Source organism: Nonomuraea sp. NPDC023979 (assembly GCF_040639085.1).
In the GTDB taxonomy this organism is placed as follows: domain Bacteria; phylum Actinomycetota; class Actinomycetes; order Streptosporangiales; family Streptosporangiaceae; genus Nonomuraea; species Nonomuraea ceibae.
In genome coordinates this window covers 13,748-31,366 of the sequence record NZ_JBEZZG010000052.1, presented here as the reverse complement: position 1 = coordinate 31,366, position 17,619 = coordinate 13,748, and the positions used below count along the sequence as shown (strand labels likewise).

The window sequence follows — 17,619 nt, the reverse complement described above, 5'->3', positions numbered from 1 at the left end:
GTCGACGGCGCCGAACCGTTTAAACGGTCGGCCGCGGTTTGGTCAGGCGGGGAGTCGCCACGCAGGCCCGCCAGGATCGCCGAGCCACACCCATTGATCCTCACGGGTCACCGTCAGGCCAAAGCCTGATTGGTGGGGGCGGCCAGCTTCCTGCCACGTCTTGACGGCTTCTTCCACCTCATCCCACAGTCTGACCGGGCCGTGCTGGCACACTGTCCAGCCGCCTCCGGCTTTCGGGTGGACGTCCGCCCGTGAACCTGTGCCGACGTCCACGAGAAACGTCGTGTCCTCCGCCCACGAAAGTTGCGCTTGAGGAATGGCGAGTTGCGCCACCCATAGAGCTGCGTCGTCCTGAAGCAGCGACGGGTCAAGCATGGTCTCGCGCGTCTCGCCGATCCCGCGCACGAGCGGCGGCCGTGGCGGCGGCAGGTGAGTTCGAGCCGTCATGAAGTACAGGTCGTCGCGCAGGAAGCGGCCACTGGCCGCGCCGTCATCCGCCATGGCGAGGTGCGCGAACGCCACTCCGCCCATCCAGCCCCACATGGGTGCTGTGATCGTTCCACCCTCACGCACTTGCCGCATCCACGCATGCGGGATTGTGCGAACCGAGCAGGTAGCGATGAGCCGACTGTACGGGCCGTTCTCGGCATGACCGTACAGCCCATCGCCCACGACCAAGGTAGGCGCGTAGCCCGCCCCTGTGATCGCATCCTGGGCGCGAGCGGCCACCGCAGGGTCGTACTCGATCGACGTGACAGCGTCATTGCCCAAGCGCTGACACAGCAGCGCCGTCGAGTAGCCGGTGCCGGTGCCGATCTCCAGCACCTTGTCACCCTCGGCGATCTCAGCGGCTTCGAGCATCCGCACGACCAGGCCGGGATAGGTGGACGACGAGCTGGGCTGTCCCGTCACGACTCCGGCCGCTTCGCTGGCCAGAACGCCAGCTACCTGTGTCACCCACGTCTCGTTCGTGTAGGCGAGCGCCAGCCAGTCATCCGCGTCCATGTCGGCACGCCGTACCGGCGTCCACTGGTCTCCCCGGCCTTCATGCGGCAGGAACACCGCATCGCCTAGGAACCGATCGCGGGGAACCATCTGGAGCGCCTTGTGCCAGCCGGTAGACGACACTTCGTCTGCCAGCTTGAGGCGCAGCCTCGCGGCGGTATCGGTCATTGCCACCATCCTTCTAGGAGCACATCAGCGAAGGCATGTGCTATCGCGTGGGAGTTGGGCAACCATCCCCATTGCCCGTTGGGGTTGCACTCGATGAACGTCCACTCTTCGGACGGATCGCCGCCCGCCTTGCCGTCATGCAGGGCGAAGTCGAAGCAGCCGAAGGCCAGGCCGAAGAAGTCGAGATAGGCGAACAGGGCTAGTCGCAGCGGTGCAGGAACGTTTACCGGTTCGTGAACCAGCTCGTTCCAGTCACCGCGCCTCCAATCCAGCGAGCCATCCGGGGTAACGATCCGACTCGCGAACACCTTCCGGCCGACGACCGTAACCCTCGCGTCCGCAGTCTTCGGGATCTCCTCCTGGAACATGTGGGCTGTCGCCGACACCGAACGGTCGAGATCATCGGCGCTGATCTGCTGCGTCCATATCGCGGTGACATGGCCGTCCGGGGAAGGCGGAGCGCCACGAAACGACTTGTAGACGATTCGGTCAAGACCGCGAGCGAACTCCCGAGCCTCGTCCAGGTCGTTCGTCACGAGCGTCTTAGGGATCTTCAGCCCCAGCCGCGCGGCTGCCTCCAACTGGGCAACCTTGTAGTCGGCTCGGGCCGTCGAGGCGGGATGGTTGACATAGCGGCAGTGCGGGAGATTTCTCAACAGGCCACCAAGCCCATAGCGGGCTTCAGTCGTCACGAACTGCCGCGTCTGCTCGTCGGGAGAGTCGCAACGCCAAGAGCTGGGGCGGCGATAGTAGGCCGCCCCAATCTCCGCCAGGGCAACGTTACGGCTCCGCGTGCGAAGCCAGCCGCCCCAGTCGTTGCGGCCCTCGCCGATATGGGCGCTGAACGTCAACGCGCTACCGATGTCTGCGGGGTCGACGCGGGCCACATGTGCCTCACGCTCGATCAGCGCTTCTATGACCATGTTGGCCGTCGCGTCAATGAGCGACGTGACGACCAGCACGGTTCGCGGCGAAGACCTCATGCGTTAGTCGTTGTCGGGCGTCGTGTCGTCGGCGACCTTCGGGGCGTTCTTGGACCCGTCCCCGCCTCCTCCCTGGGAGTAGGAGATCGTGGACTTCGCCATGTCGACCAGCGCGCCGGCGGCGTCGCGGAAGTGGGTGAGCTGGGTGTCAGGGTCGAACTCGACGGTCGCGTACTCGGGCGACGTGGGCGGGGAAGGCGGAGCCATCCGGCTCAAGCCCCACGGCCGTGCGCATTGTTCCTGCGTCAGAGTCATGTGAGCCTCCTGGAAGGGGACTGTTGCTCACTCGAAGCTAGGTTCGAGGGGACTCGCAGGCCAGGAGCTTCTACGGTTTGCGGCGCAACAAACAACGCAACAAGACGGCAGCACTAGAGAAGCCCCCGGCCGGAGTCGGGGGCCTGGTCCTCTTAGAAGTCGAACTCACCCATCTTGGCGCCGTCGATAAAAGCGGCCCACACTGGACCGCGAACGACGTACGGAGCCTGGTCGGGAGCTTCGGTGTCGCGGATGGCGACACGCCCCCCAGAGAGGGGAGCAACCTCCAGGCAGTTGCCGCCGTTCGAGCCGGACTTTGTGGCCTTGCGCCAGGAAGCGGCGGCCAGCTCGGCGGCCAGCTCGTCACTCATCGCCATACCTCTCTGTCAACTCGCGGATCACGCTCCTTGTGACATGCAGTGGATGAGCCCACGCACGGATCGTGTCGTACCTCAGGCTAATGGCCCGGACCTCGTCCACGCGATCCGTTACTTGGCCATTGGATGCCGACTCCAGGTAAGCCGCGTCGGGACCGCTGGGAAGCTGTGCGATGGCGAAACCGCCCAGCAGGCCGGGAGTTGCGCCGACCTCGGTGGGGACCACTTGAAGGGTGATCTTCGGATGATCCATCAGCGCTATCAGGTGTTCAAGCTGCGCCTTCATCACGGACTTGCCGCCGATCGGCCGCCGCAACACCCCCTCGTCTATCACGGCCGCATACATCGGCGGGGAAGCTCCCTGAAAGATGGACTGCCGCTGTAGGCGCGTCTGCACTAGCTCCTCCACCTGCTCCTTAGCTGCCCCCGGCTCTGCGCTGAGCAGCACGCGCGCATACTCCGGCGTCTGCATCAGTCCTGGCACGACAAGCGGCTCCCAAGTCCGTATGGACACGGCCGCTGACTCGATCTTTGGCCACTGCCGGAACCAGCGGGGGGCCGTCTTCGGGTCGATCTCCTTCCAGAGCGCCACCAGCTCCCCCTTGAGCCCTAGCGTCTCCTCAGCGGAGGTGACGAACTTCTCCGGTACGGGCCGCTTTGCCCGCTCGAAGTAGCCGATCATCGTCCCCGAGTAGCCGACCCGCGTCCCGAAAGCGTCCAGCGACCATCCCTGAGCCTCGCGCAGTCTGCGCAGCTCACGGCCAAACGCGGCCTCGGGCGTGACGGGCGGCATTTCGAGGCTGGGGGGCATTTCGGCTCCGTTCCTGGCGAGACAACAGAGGGTTGTGGGCTACGACAACGTTCGCCGCAACAGTGTTGTTCACGGCTGTTACTGCGGCCCTATCCCGAAAATAGCGGGCCAAGAGCATTCTTGGAACTGCTCTCGGGGAACACACGCCAGCGGCCCCAGGCGTTCGAAACGGGACAACTCTGATCCAGTTACGATCCGGGCCGCATACCAGACACGGACATGGTCGGTGAAAAGTGATGACTCACGAACTGTTGGAGAGAATGACCGAAGTAGCCCACGTCAACCCGGCCTGCGAACCGGTCAGCGACGATATAGCCGCCAAGCACGACAAAGCCCTCGGGGCGCTGCGGGATCTCCTGACAGAGCGGGGGGTGCACAGCCACATAGTCGAATGGCTCAAACTCACGCTCAAATCCTCGCCCTGGCCGCAGCCGCCGGTCAGCCTGGAGAACAGGTACGCGCCCGAGCTGCTGGTGTTCGCGCCTCAAGGGTGGCGCGTAGCGACCGTCCGGATAGCTCCGCGATCCGGCGCGTACATCGTGGAGGTGGCGCAGGTCGGAAACGACAACGCCGTACTCCCCGACAAGGTGACGCCGGTTCCCGGCCACCTCCCGGCGAAGGCCGCAGCGCTGATCCCTGGCTACCTGCCGGACATGCCGTGACGGTCGACGAGCTGGTGGCCCGCTACCCGGCCTGGCAGTTCTACCCCCTGTGGTGGGGCGTTGCTGCCGCCAGGAAGCACCTGCCGACCTCCGAGCAATTCAACGAAGGCTATCTGTATGCGTTGATCGGCTCCGCTCCTGACGACCTGGCGCGGCAGCTCGACCGTCAGCCGGACTGCCGGCTGACCACCCCCTAGCACCCTGTGGCCTGCTGCGCTCCGCGCCGCCGCGTGAGCCCCACCCCGGCAGGCCACGGGGCCAAACTCCATAGCTCCACCGATGCGGGACGGTGACGGGACGGCTGCCAAGTCTCCCGGAAAGAGAGCTATGGGGACGCCCTCGCCGTTGAACCGGGTAGCAGCGGCGGGGGCACAAGCTTCCCCTAGAAACGAGAAAAGGCCCCCACGGTCCCGAAGGACCGTGGGGGCTTCCTCATGTCTGCACGCGCTCACACAGCCGCTTGCAGCCTACTTCTTGGGGGACACGACGTTGTGCAGCCACGACAGCGCAGCCGCGAGCGCAGCTGTACCGGCCGCCATGCCGAGCTGCGTTAGGTCGGTCGAACCGGAGTCCACGACCGCCTGCCCGGCCGCTACGACTGCTACGGCCGCGATCGACTGTAGGAAGGTGCGCCAGCCGCGCGACAGCGCTTCGACGCGCTTGGACTGGTTCGCCTGTTCGTCAACATGTACCACGTTTAAACACGCTTTCTTTCTTGATGTGCGATGGACTGAGACAACGTCGGACTTGGGGCGGGGGCCCTGGCCGCGGCCCCGTTTAAACGAGGGCGGCGCTCACGCCGCCTCTATGAGAGGTGAGACCTTCCTCACATTCGATGCACCGTTACGGCGTCGCGAACCGGCTTGTTCGAGCGCGGGTCCGAACAGTCCGGGTGTGTCATAACTCCGGAGGACATACGGAGCGAAATGGCGACGGCATATCGGCCAAAAGAGGGCGATTCATGACCAAAGCGTCACCCGGCCGCGTGGCCTTCGCGATATCGAGATGCTTGACAGGGCGGCTATACCTCTGTCTGTGGACAACCCGCAGTCGCCTGTGGACAACCTCTTCCACAGAACCAGATTCGGAAGCGACGCTAACCCTGGCCGCGATGCATCCTGTCGTGGACCTGTTCGCGGGCTGTGCCCCTCAACCCCTCTGTAGGAGAAGACATGCAGAACGGCGTTTATGTCGCTCTGGCCCTGTGCATCGCCCTCATCCTCGCCTTCATGGCCGGGATCGCCGCGTACGCCCTTGGAACAGAGCTGGTGGCTGCGTTCGCCTGGTTCGGCGGGACGTTCCTCGGCATGGCCACCCTCGGGATCATGATTCTGAGCGCGACCGGCGTAGTCGGGCGCAAGCCGTGAGAACGCGATTGGGATGCCACCCGCCGGCCGAACCGTTTAAACGGTCGGCCGCGGAGTCACCGGAACGAGCTGGCCCACGTGTTCGGCCCCACCTGGCCGTCAATCGCAAGGCCCTCCTGGCGCTGGAACGCGCGGCACACAGCAGCCGACTGCGGGCCGTAGATGCCATCGGCCGCAAGGCCCCAATGGTCGGCGCGCATGCGGGCCTGCCACGCCTTCACGTCCGAGCCGCGCATGTGCGGGTTCTTGAGCTTGAGGACTCGCCCAGGCCAACGCGGACCGTCGCCCGGCTTCGGCTTGCCCGAGCTGTCGTAGGCAGGACGGCCGAAGGCGTAGATGTTGCTCGCGTTCTTCGACACCCACTTGACCGCCACGGCGTCACCCTCGGCGTAGCCGTCGCCCAGGTCGCCCCGAGTGTTGCCCCCCACCGTCTTGAACCGGCCCGATTCGACCTCTGTGACGATCTCCACATGCGTGCCGCCGTTGCGGCCGTAGTAGACGATGTCTCCCGCCTTCGGCGAACTGTGGAGCCGGTTGCGGCGGTCGAACCAAGCCACACCGGTAAGACAGCTCGCAGTGCGAGGGATGATGTTGTCGGCGTCCGCCATCATGGCGCACCACGACACGAACGTGTGACACCACGGGTCGTCTTGAGCCCACTCAAGACCGGGCACGGCCGGAGCATACTTTTGATGATTGTTGCCACTCTCGCGGTAACCAACTTCCGCGAGAGCAACCCTGATAACCCTCTTGGCCGTAGCCAAAAACAAACCCTTTCCTATGCGGGCCAAAACGTCTTGACGGCAGAAGCGACCGCGAGAATAAGTGAAGCCGGTAGCGCATAGCGCCACTGCTCCAGCAGGCGAATACGCCGCTCGTGGTCGTCGTCCGTCTTACGAGATTCCTTAAGCTCCTGTGTGAGCGTACGGACCTCGCTGACAAGGTCGCGCAGTTCGTCATACATGTCCTTCATGCTGACGACGACGCCGTTAGGTTCGTTACTCAAGTCTCCTCACCATGGGCTGATGCCCGAGCACAGATAGGTTGCGTGCGCGTGAATATAGCGAGCGGCCATCCACGGCTCAGTCGAGCCGCTGAACACGACCCAACCATCCGGATTAAGCGTCACACGCGCGACGCCGTGATGCGGCCCCGAATTGTCCTGCTGATAGCTGGTGATGTGAACCGGAATGGTAGGCCGCAGTCGAGTATCCGCAATGATGCCGATAGCGCTGCCGCCAACGACAGTGCCCCACGCCGGAGGCGGACTTACGATCAACGAAACAGACGCCCAGCGCCCCCAGCAACGAATCTGATTCAAGAGCACCGCAGCGTCACTGTGAATATCGGACACCGAAGACGGATACGCGGCCATGTTGTGCTGATGATTCCGGACCGCATAGCCCATCACCGCCTCACCCTTGGTGAGGTACGGAGACAAGTCCTGCGGAGGGCCAAGCTCGAACTCCCGCGCGCCGTCCTTCGCGAGGAACTTCTTAGCGGTTGGGTCGTAGCCAAGCTGCCCCTCGGCGAGCTGCCGCGCGCCCGGCTCGCCATGCGCTGGAGAGAGCATCTGCACACCGGACGACACGAACTCGCGCACGTCCACCAGATCGGCCGGCACAACCGTGTCCGAGTTCGCTCGCACGATGAACGTGGCGAGCGGGATCTCAAGGCTGTTCCACGACCGGTCGACGGGCGGGGCCGTGATGCCGCCCTGCTTCACAGCGAGGGCGACTGTGTTCGTCTCCCGGTCAAGCTTCAGGACAACCCGGTCTGTCCGCTCGCTGGTGGTCTTGTTCTCCGCGAACAGGATCATGGTGTTCGCGTCAAGCTCGTAATGGAAGCCCGCACACTTGGCATTCCCGGCGGTGACCAGCAGTTGAAACGGCTGGCCGGTCGATAGCACCTTGAGCGCCTGGTCCCAAGGGCCAGGCGCATCCACACCATTTGTCTGCCAGCTTCCCGCCATGCGCGACCACTGCGCTTCATTGAGCGCTGAGCTGTCGAAAGGAAAAGAATGTTCAGCCAAAGGGATTCCTTAGACCTGGCGGACGGTCAGATAGCTGCCGTTCAGAATAGTGATCGTCCCCGAAGGGTTCAGGTAACGAATGGCAAGGTCGCCGTCGCTGGCAGCCGTCGCGTTGTTGAAAGTGCCGAACACGCGGCAGTTGTAGACCGTGCCTGTCGTCGGAGCGCCGAACGGCCCCAGCGTCGCCGTGGCAGAGATAGAACTCATCCGCAGCGAAGCGTTGTTGCTGCCGTTGTTGTACTCGAACCCAAGTGTGGCCCGTCCCGTCGTTCCCAGCGACGGGAAATCCATCTGGAGACTGCACGTCCCACCAGCAGTCGCGTGCCGGTAGAACACGACGCCTTCAAACTGGAAGTTGCCCCGAGCTGTGATAGGAATTGTGAGGGAAGCATCCACGGTCGTCGTTGTAATCTGGGTGTCGCCGCCGCGACGCTTGATCCCCTGAAACTTCGTGTTACCGAGCGACACCCAAACCGGTTCCGGCGCCCACGACGTTTGGATAAGAAGCTGCTCTAGCCACTCATCCCACACGAGCGCGCCCGGAAGGGCGTTGGCCGGATAGTTGCTGCTGTCGCTCGCGACAGCCACGTTGACTTCACGGAACTTAGGGATGGGCGAAACTTCGGAGTTCGTCGCCCCCGACTCCCTGAACTTGGCATAGAAGCGACCGGCCCCAGTGTCGTAGTAGAGAGTGCCGTCCGGGTAGCTGGAGTTGCCTCCACCCGTAACCCGGATTCGTCGGCTGACGAACGGCCGCCTGTCCAGCACTTGCGCGGCGGGCACTGCCGCAGAGTTCGGCGGCACGTTGTAGGACGCAAGGGGAAGCTCCGGCGTCGGCCCATCGGCGTCCGGGATCGGCGTCGAACCGCCGACCACGCCTTCCTTGATGGCGAGCGCCATCTTGTTCGTCCCACGATCGAGGCGGATCACGACAAGATCGCCGCGCCAGCCGCTAGCAGCCGTGTTGAGCGTGTAGCTGAGTTCCATGTCCGTGTCGAGGACGTAATGAAATCCGCGGAAGGCCGCACGACCGGGCCGGACCTTCAGCTTGCCCGGTACCTCCTCAGAGAGGACGCTCAGACTCGACCCTGACGGGATGTCGGCAACGCCGTCGTCCTGCCAGAGGGAAGCCATCGCCTCCCAATCGGGTTCAGTCAGCACCGCCCCCGGACCGCCGTCAAACGGGAAAGCCCGCTCTGCCAATGTGGTTACCGCCTCGCTTCAAGCTTCCTGATCGAATTCCAGATGCGCCGAACGTCCCGATACAGCCCAGGCGTGGCACTCGCCCCCGTCGTGCCGACGACCGGCTGCACGCGCGGCCCATCGGCCCCATCAGTGAGACGGACCTCGCGAAGAACGTCCGTGATGATGCGGCCGTGAACATCCACGGTCACCACGTCGCCCACCTGGTAATGCACGCCGTACCGCTGCGTGTCGGTGTCGATGGGAGTCACGGACAGCTCGGCGAGCGCCTGAGACTCCGCGATCACCTCGGCCGCCGCCTGGTCGAGCTGGGCGAGCGCCTGAGGGTCAGCGGGCAAGGCGGTGTTGTCAGGGTCGACAGGGGAGCCGTTAGCGCCCCGAGCGACCGGGATGTCACGCCGGTCCGCGAACCGCTCCACAGGCGTCCTGAACCACTCGTGAGGCGCTGTAGCGGGGTCGTCGTACTGCTGCAACCAGCGGTTGCGGCCTTCGCCTTGAGCGGCCAACACAATCCGGTTGGCGGCAGGGGCAGTAAGCCGATAGCTGTAGCTGGCCAAGGTGCCGGCCGAAGCGCTGAACACCACTTCGCCGTCATCATGTACGAGTGGCGTGTATGGCTGGAACGTCACGCGGTCGCTCGCCCCCTGGCGCAGCCGCCAGCCGATACCAGCGCTCTCCGCCACTTCCGCCAGCTTGACGCCCAGTACGTCGAACCGCGTGCCGATGTCGACCGGTCGGCCGAAGAAGACTGCGGGCACATCCAGGTTCGGGATGATCCGGTCTGGCCGGGCTTGCGGTCCGGCGTTCACTGCCACCAGCTCCCGCAGCGCGGCAGCCGCCGGGCCGCTGAAGGAGTAGCGGTCCGCCGTCTGGTTCCCGATCTCGTTGGCTGGCACGGGGAGCGTGATGCGTGACCAGAGCAGCCACTCATCAGAAACGCCGCTGTATGTCACTTGTCCCCGGCCGGGCTGGTCTGCCGACCAGGCGTGAGCTACGGCAGTAATGGAGCCCGACATGACGGGCCAGGACACACCGTCAATCCAAACGATGATGCCGCCGCCCGGTTGCAGGATGGCCGCCTCGCTGGAGTCGGCGGGAACTGTGAGGCTCCACGAGCCGACCGCGTTGAATCGGGAGATCACGTCCAGGGACGTGTATTGCTCCACCACGCCCACGCGCGTATAGAAGGCGTCGCGGGCTTCCACAAAGAACTTAGGCACTTTGGAACCTCGGACTGTACGTCAGGGAGACGGACGTTTCAGCGCCGACGTTCGCAACGTCGATGAACACCTCGTTTAAACCCGGCGAGATCGGCCACAGGTTAGGGCTCGGACCTAGAAGCCTCCACAGGTTTTCGCCTGTGACTGGATCAATGACAGACTTGCGCCGTGGCCGCGTATCAATCACTAGGGTTTGAGACTCCGATAGCCCGGCGTTCACGGTGAATGCCTGATCGGGGGCATTCGGCACCTTACGAGTGAACGTCATAGACGTTGCTGGACCATGAATTGTCCACGTTGGCCATGTATCTACATCGCCCGTAATGGTAATGGTCGAGCTTCCGTTCAGGCTGTGCGCCTTGTTGATGAACGATCGACCCAGGAATGGTTCGCCGAAGAACGGAATCACTTCCAGGCTGCCTGTGGTGAACTTGATGGTCTGCGCCGATCCGGAGTAGAAAAACGGATCGAGTGCACGGAAGATCAGCCCGTACTTGAGCCACAGGAGTCCAGAAATATCCTGCCCCTCGTCGCCCCTCGCCCCGTCTACGTAGTAGGCGTCAATGAAACGACGGGAACCGTCCCCTTCAGTGAAGGTGATACGGCATGGGCCAAGCGTCGGATTGAGCGCGGCAATAAGCCCACGCTTTAGCGCCAGTAGCCCCGGACGGTCCGGGGCTGTCAGAAATACAGGGATGAACAGTTCCCGAGACGTGGCGCGTGAGTGGCGCGGATACCCGCCGTCAAGCGCTGCCAGCTCGTCATAAAACAGACTGTAGGGCGGAGCGTCAAAACCCTTCAGGCCGGGAAGGGTGATGATGCCGTCCGCCCCACTCGTCAGGTTGTACGTGGACGTATAGACGCCCCCGCTACCCGCTGCGACGTCCTTAGGGGTGGCCAGCTCAATTGTAGTCTTCGGCCCTGCGGCCATTGTCTGTCACCCCTTTCAGGCATACAGAGCATCGGTGTAAGCGAGGACGTCCACGATCTGGCGCTCGGTCGGGACTGTCGGGGCAGCAGTGACGCTCACGTGGTACACCCGCCCAGCAGATGCGCCTGCTGTGACCAGCGCACTAGCGGCCGGCGGAGTCCTGGCGGGTCGAACGCCTGCCGCGTTGCGGGCGCCCCAAGCCGCGGTCGCGTTTAAACGATCCGCGTCCAGTGCCAGCGGCAGTTCAGCCCCGGACCACGCGGACGTCACCTGATCAGCCAGGCCAGAAACAGCGCTGCCGACCAGCTTCCCTGTCCCGGTGATGCCGTTCGCGAGACCCTGGCCGATAAAGCGTCCAATCTCCATGAAGACACGAGATGGAGATGCGATTCCGAGAATCGACTTGACCGTGTCGATCAGCCCGTTCACCATGTTGTTCCACTGGCCGACGACCCAGTTCCAGAGTGAAACGATGCCATTCCATAGGCCGTTCACGATTTCACGGCCAGCGTTATACAGCCATGTGCCAGCGCTGGAAAAAATGTTGACCACATCGCCTACGCGACGAGTTAACCAATCAACTACAGAATTCCAGACCTGCTCCACGGTTCGCTTAACCAGATTCCAACTGGTTTCCCAGTCGATACCTAGCAGAGTGAGCGCCGTCTTGAACTGTGTCTTGAAGTTCGCCCAGATGGTCTCAAAAATGCCGACTACGGCGTTCCAGATACCTGAGAAGAAGGACTTAACTCCTTCCCAAGCCCGCTCCCAGTCACCAGTAATAACACCAAGGACAAATTCGATCAGACCGGAAACCGCCGTTAGGGCGCCATCGACCACAGCGAGAATGCCCGTAAAGACGTTCCCGATGATGTCGAGCAACGGGCCGCCGAAGGTATCCCACGCAATCGAGATGAACTCGAAAACACCACCGATGATCTCGCCTAGGCGAGATATGATCGACTGGAGCCTTTCGCCCCACCCCTCCACCGTGGCCTGATTTTCGGTAAACCAACCTACCAGATCAGTGAAAATGCGGCTGATGATGTCATAAGCCTGCTGGAAGAGAGGCGCAACCGTTTCATAAATGAATCGGACGACGCGACTCAGCCAAGTGTCCTCGGAAAGGCCGGTACCCGACAGCCAGCCGACCGCCTCAGAAATCCAGCCCACCAAAGTGGAAAGCGCCGGAGCCACATAACTTGTGATCACAAACGCCAGCCCCTCGACCAGAAGCGAGACGAGCTGAGCAATAGGCGGCAGAATCGGCGCGACGGCCACCAGGAGCGCGGCCAGCAAGGCGGCGATGCTCTGGAGCGCCCCGCTCTGCGCGAGGATCTGAACGGCCACCCCGAGCTGCTGAAAGACGCTGACGAGCGCTCCGCCCACCGTGGCCAGGGCAGGCCCCAGCACGGTCAGCGCGGTCGTCAAGATCGGGCCGACGATCTCGGCCAGACGCGCGAGGATCGGCGCAAGAAGCGCGACCCCGCCCGCAAGGGCCTGGACCACAGGCAGCAGAGCAGCACCCACGCGGCCAAGCGCCTCAAAGATCGAAATGAGGATGGCCTGGCCCTGCGCCGACTCAAGGAATGAGCGAAGCCCGCCGACCAGAGACCCGAGGACACCCAGAGCGTTGCTGCCGGTCGCTTCGATGGCACGGAAGATCGCTCGGAGAATTCCGAAGACGTCACCGAGCAGCGCGCCAAGCTGCTTCACGACAGCTAGGCCGTCCTGCATCCAGCGAAGCGCCTCGCCTGAAGCGGCAGCAGTCGACAGAAAGCGGCCCAGGCTTGCAGCCGCCTCTCCGATGCCGGGGGCGAGCCCGGCAAGCCATCCAGCCCCGACCACGCCCAGGTCGCGTAAGCCGCCCAGGAGCGGCAGAAGCGAAGGCGTGACAGCGTCGACAGACGTGCGCAGCGCGTCGAAGACGGACTGAACAGCTCGCACCGTCTCCGCTGCCTTGGCGAAGGCAAGCACTTCCACAGCGCCACGGCCGAAGGCCCCGGCGGCAGACGTCACTCCGCCGTCTACAGCATTAAGGAGGGGAAGCAGCTCCCACAGGTCGCTAACCAGCGGTCGGAAGAAGGCTTCCTGCGCGTTTGCGCGCAACCCCTTGAACGCGGGCGCTAGCTGAAACAGCTGATAGGCCAGCTCTCCGGCAGCAGGGCCAAGCTCCGACGTCCCAGCGATGAAGGTCTCGTAATCGCCACTCAGCGCAGCCTTGAAGCCCTCAGCCACACCCGACAGGGCCAGCCGGAGCGTGCTGAGCGCAGCCGCGCCCAGCAGCACGCCGCCAGGCAGAGCAGCGAACAGACCCGACGCAGGAGCCAGCGCAGCAGCGAGCGCAAGCGCACCCTGCGTGGCAACGCCCAGCCCGCCAGCCGCGACACTCGCGGCACCCGAGACAGCGACCAGGCCAGCCACGAACTTGGTGGCTCCGCCGGCCGCGCTCAGGAACGCCCTGCCGACGTTGGACAGCGCAGGAGTTAGGGAAGCGTTGACGCGCTGCCCGGTCTGGCGGGCCTGGCCGCTTACGCGGTCCCCGAAAGACCGGCCGAACTCGTCACCAGCCGTGCGGCCCATATCCGCGCCGACCTCACGCCCAACGCTTTCGGCAACGGGCTTGAGGTGCGTCCGTAGTTCGTTACGAAGCTTTGAGGAGAAGTCCTTAGCTAGCTTCGGGTGAATCTCTACATAGGCTTCACCCACCTTCGTCTGCGCCAGGACTTCACCCCCCTTGGACGGTCGCTAGTAGCTGCATGATTTGCTCAGGCGTGGCGAACTCCCGAACCGGCTCCGGCTCGGTTTCGCGATTAGAGTTGGGCCGCGGAATAGGCTCCGGCTCAGGGTTGCTAACGCCCTGCTCCTTGTGCACTTCCGCGAATAGCCAGTTGCCTGCGGCGATATGGTCACCGATAAGGGCCAACAGGTATTCGGCAGTGCTCCAGTCAGCCTCTTCGCCGTACTCAGCGCGATGCACGGCAGAGCCTCGCGGCAACTGTGAGATGAGGCTGTATACCTTCCGGAGGCTTAGCCGCCCCCGGTACAGGTCACAAAGGTCAACCCTGTAATAGCGCTGTAGGTCCGCCTCTACGGCGGCAGGATGCTCGCTAAGGAGCCTTGCGAGCCACGCTAGTTTCCCGTGCCTCCGGCAGCGTTGATCGCTTCCATGAGTTCGCCAGCATGGCGAAGCTTCGGCTTAGTCGCCCGGAACTCCTCGTACTGGTCATCACCGAGAATCATCCGCAGCGCGGACGTGAGACGACCAGATTCCAGCAGCTCCAGGACATCCGCATCCCAGTCCAGCGGTGTGGGCACGGTGTACGTGACGCCGTTGTACTCGACCGGGAACGGCTTCCCGGTACCCTCCGCCTTCTGCGCAGACTTGCTCAAGCTTAAAACTCCTCCGATGGTTTAAACGGGTTAGCTGGCGGCTGTGATGTCGCCCGACACGATCAGGTCACCGAGCTTGCCGTTGGCATCCAGCGCCTTGAAGGTCATGGCGAGCGCGTTAGGGTTCGTACGGGTAAGCGTGAAGCCTTCACGGTCGGACACCTGGGCGCGCGGAATGTAGAGCGCAGCAACACGGGTGGCGTCACCCCACATGATGATGAGCGCCTTAGTAAGAAGCGTCGGCGTCGAAGGCAGCGTCAGCGTGGACGTCACCGGATCGCCTGTCCCCACGACCCAAGTACCGCCGAAGAACAGAGCTGTGCTGTCCGCGTCGAACTGCATCAGCCGAAAGCCCACAGTCAGGCCAGCGCCGGTAATCACAGTGGTAGCCGGGGTAGCCGACTGCCACACCGGGATATCGCTCGTCGTCAGAGACGGAGTGATCTCCGCTCCGTCCTCCGACACATAGCCAAGATCGGTAAAGCCCGCAAGAGCCGTAGCATCATCGAAAGCGTTCGCAGGCTCCGGCAGGGTAGGCATTGGAGTGCTGGCAGCAGCCATGAGGATGCGCCCGTTTGGCGCGAAACGAATGTCGTTAGCGTTGATCTTGCCCAAAGGGCTTAGCTCCCATACAGGTAAAGGGCGTGCGAGAAGACAAACCGGTGTTCGCGGCTCACCGAGTCGGAGATATCTGAAGGGCCTAGGTCCTCGACCACGTCCGCAACCACCGCGCCGCCGACAGCCCGGCCCGGAAGCTCTTCAAGCAGAGCCGCACGCGCCGTTAGCGCAAGCTGAAGCGCGCCCCGCTTGTCGGGGCCGTAAGCGTCGAAGTCCAGCGCCCACCGGTCCAGCCGGTTGCGTACTTCCCGACGCCCACCTACGAGCGTGACAACCAGATGGCGGCCATGCGTCGCATGGCCAACCAGAGAGCCTGAAACAGCGATGCCGGGAAGGCGTGGCTTAAGGAACGTGAGCGCGACCTCAACAGGGTCGATAGTCACGAAATTCTCTTAGCCTCCAAAGCTTTGCCCAGAGGGCGAAAACGGGGAGTGCCGGGATGCCGGTAAGGCGGCACAGGCTTACCGAAAAGCTCGGTGTGTGTTCGAGGCTTAGTCCCAAACTCGACCTTGAGCGCGTCCTTGTCGGCTGACACGTAGGCGACCGGGCCGTCAGCTGTGATCTCCAAATGCTCGGAGATGGATGCCGAATACTCGTGCAACGGCTGACGCTTAGGCGCCAGGCCGTAAGCAAGCCGGCCGATCTCCTTGGCGACCGTCAGGCATTCCTTAGCGGCCTCCGGCTCGAAGCGGAGCCGGTCGATCGCCCGCTGATCAAGGTTGATATCGACGTCAGCCATCAACCCGCCTCATCGTGAACGCGGTGTGACGGCCGTTGACGCCTACCGGCCAAAGCCGGGGAGAGCCGACGACGTCATAGAGCAGGCCCCGAAACTCAACACGGTCCGCCGACTCGACGTCGACCACGCCAGGAACGAACACGCGATACGTGGTGATGGTCGTCTCGCGGTCGCGGTCCTCATCGGCCGCCAGGCCGGAACCGACACGCTCCGGCTGGACGCTCGCGCGATACGTGCCCACCGGCTGCGCGCTCGTCCAGTCACGGGCCTTGCCGTAGACGTCATCCACGAGCGGGGCACGAAGCACCGCCAACCGATCTACGTAGATAGCCAAAGCCGCCCCTAGGCGCGCTTCGTAGCCACGGAACCGGCCTTGCGCCGGTACTTGCCCAGAGCCTTCTTAGCGGCAGCGCTAAGGCCCACTGAGCCGCCGGACTCGGCATAGGTGATCGAGACGTCGCCGACGCTTTCCGCCTGTACGCCAGGCGTGCCCGACAGCAGCCGGATCACTTCCTGGCAGACAACCGCCTTCACGTCTGCCGGTACATCGTCCGCGCCATGCGTGTATGTCACGGTCACTTCTGACGGCTTCATGTCCATCCAGCGCAGTCGCCAGCCCCAGCGACGCCAAAGCGTCGACTGGACTAGAGACCAGTCGGTAACGGCGTGGCCGTCGATGAGTACGCGCGTCACCTGGTGGACAGGTCCGCCGGGCAGCTCCAACGTCAGCTCTGCCGGAGACGTCAGCTTGACCACGTCGTTCTCTACGCGGCCGAAGGTGCGGCGCGTGTACGCCTGCACCAGAGCCGACACATCAGAGATGAGCGCCTCAACGCGGGCTGTCTCGTGTGGCTCCAGCTCCCGGCCTAGCCTCGCGGTAACATCCGCGAGAGTTGCCAGCAAACCAACCCCCTTCCTTGTTTAAACGGGTTAGCCGGCGGCGGGTCCGGTCCTGGAAGGGACCGGCCCGCGGCTTCGTTTAAACGGATTAGGCGGTCTGCAGCACGGCAAGGTGCTCGCCGCGCATCACGCGGGCACCGTAGACGTGCAGGCCCCTAATGGCGTCGGCGAACCAACGCTCCGGGCGGTAAGCCTCCGTCTTAACGATCTGGTCGGCATAGCTAGTCGCGATCTTGTGACCGGCGATAGCGTGCGTCTTAGCCGGAAGGGTGTTAGCCACCACAACGTCGAAGCCAAGGGCACGGCCCACTAGACCGTTACGAAGCGGCTCGGTGCTGCCGCTCTGGCTCGCGTCAATGAAACGCGGGTTCATCAGTAGATTGCCGTACAGCTCCGGCGACACGATCATGTAGCGGCCAGTGGCAGGAGTGTTCGTCTTGTCCAGCGCGACGCGAACGTCAACGAGCTGCTGCCACATCACATCAGGAGCGGCATCCAGCAGGAGGTCAACCTTCTTGTACGCCACCGACGCGGCAAGGATCTTGCCGGCGACATAGGCGTCAGCCGCCTCTGCCAGCCTGCGAGCCGCACGGGTCATACCCTCGCTCATGTACTGGCCACCGATAAGGGACTGAACCTTAGCGATGTCATCGACCTTGAACCGGAACGCCTTGGATTCTTCAATCTCAAAGCTGGTCTCGCCGCCGATGATGTCCTGCGGATCACCAGTGAAACCGGCAATCGGGTCGTAGTCCTCAACGGTCGGGTCAAGGACAGTCGGGATACGAACCTTGTCGCCCGCATCCTGGATCTGACCCTCGTAGTCGTGGTTGCATACCAGGCCGGAAGCGACCACGAGTTCGCCACGAAGGGCATAAAAAATCCCGGCAGACCAAATCTCCGGGATGAAACGCTCTGCGCGCTGCGGCGCAGGGAAGATAGCCAAAGGGCTTGT

The 17,619-nt window shown here is 63.5% G+C and carries 24 protein-coding genes; 3 read left to right on the top strand and 21 right to left on the bottom strand.

The window, feature by feature from the left end; genetic code table 11:
* Window positions 1–42 precede the first annotated feature (42 nt).
* The 5 genes from tgmC to AB0G11_RS46430 all read right to left on the bottom strand — a co-directional run bounded on the left by tgmC (window position 43) and on the right by AB0G11_RS46430 (window position 3,599).
* Window positions 43–1,173, bottom strand: a complete 1,131-nt coding sequence (gene tgmC, locus AB0G11_RS46450) for an ATP-grasp peptide maturase system methyltransferase (protein WP_357593503.1) — start codon at window positions 1,171–1,173, stop codon at window positions 43–45.
* Window positions 1,170–2,135: an ATP-grasp ribosomal peptide maturase gene (tgmB, locus tag AB0G11_RS46445; protein ID WP_357593501.1), complete on the bottom strand. Its 966-nt coding sequence runs from the start codon at window positions 2,133–2,135 to the stop codon at window positions 1,170–1,172. Before tgmB ends, tgmC begins: the two co-directional genes overlap by 4 nt.
* Window positions 2,136–2,159: 24 nt before the next feature.
* The gene (tgmA, locus tag AB0G11_RS46440; RefSeq protein WP_357593499.1) at window positions 2,160–2,411 is read right to left on the bottom strand and encodes a putative ATP-grasp-modified RiPP; all 252 of its coding nucleotides are present in this window, start codon (window positions 2,409–2,411) and stop codon (window positions 2,160–2,162) included.
* Window positions 2,412–2,563: 152 nt separating this feature from the next.
* Window positions 2,564–2,782, bottom strand: coding sequence for a DUF397 domain-containing protein (locus AB0G11_RS46435; RefSeq protein ID WP_357593497.1), 219 nt, complete (start codon window positions 2,780–2,782; stop codon window positions 2,564–2,566).
* Window positions 2,775–3,599 carry a helix-turn-helix transcriptional regulator gene (locus AB0G11_RS46430; protein WP_357593495.1) on the bottom strand — a complete coding sequence of 275 codons (825 nt, stop codon included), beginning with the start codon at window positions 3,597–3,599 and terminating at the stop codon, window positions 2,775–2,777. Before AB0G11_RS46430 ends, AB0G11_RS46435 begins: the two co-directional genes overlap by 8 nt.
* Before the next feature lie 236 nt (window positions 3,600–3,835).
* Here AB0G11_RS46430 and AB0G11_RS46425 point away from each other — a divergent pair, with 236 nt between their 5' ends.
* Together AB0G11_RS46425 and AB0G11_RS46420 are read left to right on the top strand one after the other, a co-directional pair.
* On the top strand, window positions 3,836–4,261 hold the full coding sequence (locus AB0G11_RS46425; RefSeq protein WP_357593493.1) for a hypothetical protein: 426 nt from the start codon (window positions 3,836–3,838) through the stop codon (window positions 4,259–4,261).
* Window positions 4,258–4,458, top strand: a complete 201-nt coding sequence (locus tag AB0G11_RS46420; protein WP_357593491.1) for a hypothetical protein — start codon at window positions 4,258–4,260, stop codon at window positions 4,456–4,458. The genes AB0G11_RS46425 and AB0G11_RS46420 overlap by 4 nt, the downstream gene beginning before the upstream one ends.
* A 270-nt stretch (window positions 4,459–4,728) precedes the next feature.
* Here the strand turns inward: AB0G11_RS46420 and AB0G11_RS46415 are convergent, their stop codons facing one another.
* Window positions 4,729–4,956 (bottom strand): hypothetical protein, encoded by a 228-nt coding sequence (locus AB0G11_RS46415; protein WP_357593489.1) that lies wholly within the window; start codon window positions 4,954–4,956, stop codon window positions 4,729–4,731.
* Between the two features lie 477 nt (window positions 4,957–5,433).
* Here AB0G11_RS46415 and AB0G11_RS46410 point away from each other — a divergent pair, with 477 nt between their 5' ends.
* The gene (locus AB0G11_RS46410) at window positions 5,434–5,628 is read left to right on the top strand and encodes a hypothetical protein (RefSeq protein ID WP_357593487.1); all 195 of its coding nucleotides are present in this window, start codon (window positions 5,434–5,436) and stop codon (window positions 5,626–5,628) included.
* A 56-nt stretch (window positions 5,629–5,684) separates the two neighbouring features.
* Here the strand turns inward: AB0G11_RS46410 and AB0G11_RS46405 are convergent, their stop codons facing one another.
* From AB0G11_RS46405 to AB0G11_RS46335, 15 genes are all read right to left on the bottom strand, one after another.
* A complete protein-coding gene (locus AB0G11_RS46405) occupies window positions 5,685–6,302 on the bottom strand; it encodes a peptidoglycan-binding protein (RefSeq protein ID WP_357593485.1) in 618 nt (205 codons plus the stop codon).
* A gap of 104 nt (window positions 6,303–6,406) precedes the next feature.
* Window positions 6,407–6,592 (bottom strand): hypothetical protein, encoded by a 186-nt coding sequence (locus AB0G11_RS46400; RefSeq protein WP_357593483.1) that lies wholly within the window; start codon window positions 6,590–6,592, stop codon window positions 6,407–6,409.
* Window positions 6,593–6,640: 48 nt separating this feature from the next.
* Window positions 6,641–7,660 (bottom strand): hypothetical protein, encoded by a 1,020-nt coding sequence (locus tag AB0G11_RS46395; RefSeq protein ID WP_357593481.1) that lies wholly within the window; start codon window positions 7,658–7,660, stop codon window positions 6,641–6,643.
* Between the two features lie 9 nt (window positions 7,661–7,669).
* Window positions 7,670–8,821, bottom strand: a complete 1,152-nt coding sequence (locus tag AB0G11_RS46390; protein WP_357593480.1) for a hypothetical protein — start codon at window positions 8,819–8,821, stop codon at window positions 7,670–7,672.
* Window positions 8,822–8,868: 47 nt separating this feature from the next.
* Window positions 8,869–10,083 carry a siphovirus ReqiPepy6 Gp37-like family protein gene (locus AB0G11_RS46385; protein ID WP_357593478.1) on the bottom strand — a complete coding sequence of 405 codons (1,215 nt, stop codon included), beginning with the start codon at window positions 10,081–10,083 and terminating at the stop codon, window positions 8,869–8,871.
* Window positions 10,076–11,014 carry a hypothetical protein gene (locus AB0G11_RS46380; RefSeq protein ID WP_357593476.1) on the bottom strand — a complete coding sequence of 313 codons (939 nt, stop codon included), beginning with the start codon at window positions 11,012–11,014 and terminating at the stop codon, window positions 10,076–10,078. Before AB0G11_RS46380 ends, AB0G11_RS46385 begins: the two co-directional genes overlap by 8 nt.
* 15 nt (window positions 11,015–11,029) lie before the next feature.
* Window positions 11,030–13,723: a hypothetical protein gene (locus AB0G11_RS46375; RefSeq protein ID WP_357593474.1), complete on the bottom strand. Its 2,694-nt coding sequence runs from the start codon at window positions 13,721–13,723 to the stop codon at window positions 11,030–11,032.
* Window positions 13,724–13,742: 19 nt separating this feature from the next.
* Complete coding sequence (locus AB0G11_RS46370) at window positions 13,743–13,994, bottom strand: hypothetical protein (protein ID WP_357593472.1); 252 nt, start codon at window positions 13,992–13,994, stop codon at window positions 13,743–13,745.
* 152 nt (window positions 13,995–14,146) lie between these two features.
* Window positions 14,147–14,407 carry a hypothetical protein gene (locus AB0G11_RS46365; RefSeq protein ID WP_357593471.1) on the bottom strand — a complete coding sequence of 87 codons (261 nt, stop codon included), beginning with the start codon at window positions 14,405–14,407 and terminating at the stop codon, window positions 14,147–14,149.
* A gap of 30 nt (window positions 14,408–14,437) precedes the next feature.
* Entirely contained in the window at window positions 14,438–15,022 is a 585-nt protein-coding gene (locus AB0G11_RS46360; protein ID WP_357593470.1) for a hypothetical protein, read from the bottom strand.
* A 5-nt stretch (window positions 15,023–15,027) separates the two neighbouring features.
* Window positions 15,028–15,408 carry a hypothetical protein gene (locus AB0G11_RS46355; RefSeq protein WP_357593469.1) on the bottom strand — a complete coding sequence of 127 codons (381 nt, stop codon included), beginning with the start codon at window positions 15,406–15,408 and terminating at the stop codon, window positions 15,028–15,030.
* Complete coding sequence (locus AB0G11_RS46350; RefSeq protein ID WP_357593467.1) at window positions 15,405–15,764, bottom strand: hypothetical protein; 360 nt, start codon at window positions 15,762–15,764, stop codon at window positions 15,405–15,407. The genes AB0G11_RS46355 and AB0G11_RS46350 overlap by 4 nt, the downstream gene beginning before the upstream one ends.
* Window positions 15,757–16,071, bottom strand: a complete 315-nt coding sequence (locus AB0G11_RS46345; RefSeq protein WP_357593549.1) for a head-tail adaptor protein — start codon at window positions 16,069–16,071, stop codon at window positions 15,757–15,759. Before AB0G11_RS46345 ends, AB0G11_RS46350 begins: the two co-directional genes overlap by 8 nt.
* A gap of 35 nt (window positions 16,072–16,106) precedes the next feature.
* Window positions 16,107–16,667 (bottom strand): hypothetical protein, encoded by a 561-nt coding sequence (locus AB0G11_RS46340; protein WP_357593465.1) that lies wholly within the window; start codon window positions 16,665–16,667, stop codon window positions 16,107–16,109.
* An 85-nt stretch (window positions 16,668–16,752) separates the two neighbouring features.
* Window positions 16,753–17,610, bottom strand: a complete 858-nt coding sequence (locus tag AB0G11_RS46335) for a P22 phage major capsid protein family protein (RefSeq protein ID WP_357593463.1) — start codon at window positions 17,608–17,610, stop codon at window positions 16,753–16,755.
* Between the last annotated feature and the right edge of the window lie 9 nt (window positions 17,611–17,619).